2 protein-coding genes are annotated in these 2,133 nt (G+C 56.5%); one reads left to right on the forward strand and one right to left on the reverse strand.

Annotated elements, in window-relative coordinates:
• The coding region (locus EN935_RS41055) for a hypothetical protein (protein ID WP_164771554.1) at positions 1-674 on the forward strand (674 nt) is incomplete at its 5' end.
• Positions 675-983: 309 nt separating this feature from the next.
• Here EN935_RS41055 and EN935_RS41060 read toward each other — a convergent pair.
• Positions 984-1,286, reverse strand: coding sequence for a hypothetical protein (locus EN935_RS41060; RefSeq protein WP_206534618.1), 303 nt, complete (start codon positions 1,284-1,286; stop codon positions 984-986).
• Positions 1,287-2,133: the final 847 nt, after the last annotated feature.

Genomic DNA, 2,133 nt, shown 5'->3' on the forward strand with positions numbered 1-2,133 from the left:
ATTGTATGCCGCACATATTTTCGACCCAGTTCGCCGACGAATTTCAGAGCGCCGCGAACAACGGAATGGTCGGGACCGATTTCGATTCGCTGACAGGCCATTGGGCGACACAGGGCCCAAATCTTTACCTGTTGCTGCGCTTGCAGATCCGTCCCGAAGTACCCGCTAGCACCCTCCTGTCCGAATACTACTCAGCCTTCGGCCCGGCCGCGGCTGACGTGAGGAAATATTTTGATTTCTGGGAGGCCTATACGTCGGGTGGGCGCGCCCGCCTGCATGACACCTTTGAGGCTCTTGGGGCGTCGCGTTGGCGAAGCTGGGCGAAAGCGGCGCATGCGATCTATCCAGAGGAGAGTTTTGCACCAGCCGAAGAATTGCTCGACAGGGCAGCGTCCTCTGCAAACGGCGATCAGGAGGCGTCCATGCGGGTGCAATTCCTTCGATTGGGATTGCAGCACGCGAAGTTATGCTCTCTAGCCGCCGCCAAGCTTACGCTCGGAAATCCAGAATCCAGCTACGAGAAAGGCAGGGTGGAACTGCAGGCGCTGTTGGCATTTCGACGAGCGAACGAACGCATGTGGATATCCAACTTGAATCACTGCGCGTGGGTCGAAAGCACGAGTTGGACGCTTCCAGGCGCGGCAGGCCAATCGCCGGATCCCGATCCGGAGTGATGCACGCCAGTGAATGGAAGTGGCTCATAAGGGAAGTTCTCGCCGCCGGGCCGCCAGCCAGCGGCTGCATTTTGGCAAGACCGCAGACGCTCGACTTGCGGCGGTCGTCCAGCCTCCAGCAATCGCGGCACGACAATCGCCGTTCGATTGCGCCACTTTTCCTGACAGGATCCCGACCTCACCCCTTGAAGGCATCAGCCTGCGTTTCCGACCGCATGCGGGGTGGGAAGCTCGAAAAGGTTGAACGCACCCGCCAGCATACGCGGGCGAGGTGCGCTCTTTAATGATCTGGCAGGATCGATAGGACGATCAGTTGCCCTTGCTACCCTTGCTGCCACCTTCTCCAGTGCCGCCGGACTTGCCTCCGGACTCACCGGCTCCGCCAGCCTTGCCGCCGGTTTCGCCAGCACCGCCAGCCTTGCCACCGGTTTCACCAGCACCGCCGGCCTTGCCAGGTTCTGCAGCGCGACCTGCCTTGCCGGGCTCGGCGGCGCGACCTGCCTTACCTGCTTCCACAGATACAATTTTGGTCGAAGACTCAGCAAAGCTGGTCGTCGAGACCGAGGCAACAGATGCAGCAAGAGAAATTGCGGTAAGAACGCGTATGATCATGATAGACCTCCATAACAGGGTGATAATCAGCCCCTGAGAATCTTGTCGTTTATTTTTTCCGGAAGATCGAGTCTTGTCTGACGATACGGCTGTCGGCATGTTTTATAATTCCTGAATCGATTTCCGATCAAAATTTACTCACCTCTCCTTCAAAAAAAGGAGCATTAGCTATTTCTTGGATATCTGCATAGAACTTGCCAATCGATGCGGTAGGCGACAACAGTCGCCTGCATTGGCAGCAACGGCGAGCCATTTAGCGTGCTGTGTAGCCAAGTAGAAACTGGCATATCTATTTAGAATTGTCGGGCGTTCGATCGCCAGTGTGATCTGACTGTTCATTGCGTTCTTGACACCAGCCTGACAAATCCCAAAGTTCAGATGCAACCATTTGTTAACCATCTGACAATGTTGTCGTGCGTAGATTCCGCGGTTGCTCGACGCTTCGGGCAAGGCACATTCCGGTTCCGACTTCCCGTCCCGATTTTTCCTGCACGAGCCGGGACGGACTTTGAGGACAGCAGGTCGATCAAGTTCCAACATCCCTAAGATGCGATCGCTGTCCAGGCGCGCCTGTCATTGCGAGGCGCTAAATCCGTTGACCTGTGTACTGAGCGGCTTCCATCCACAATGCGAGTACGATCGCAGGAGAACGCGCTTTGACCTCGAAATGGCGACCCCGGTGGCTTCCGGTGGCTACCCACACCGTTTTTGAACGTTGAAAGATCGTGACGCCAAGAGCATTCGCCCGATAGAAGATCTCTTCGTGATCGCGATGCATTGGCTCTGGCCTGCTGGCTCCCAAAATTGCCGACGACGGTGCTCGCCATCGCTAGGCGATATACTGGTC

The sequence above is a fragment of the Mesorhizobium sp. M7D.F.Ca.US.004.03.1.1 genome (assembly GCF_003998635.1).
Taxonomy (GTDB): domain Bacteria; phylum Pseudomonadota; class Alphaproteobacteria; order Rhizobiales; family Rhizobiaceae; genus Mesorhizobium; species Mesorhizobium loti.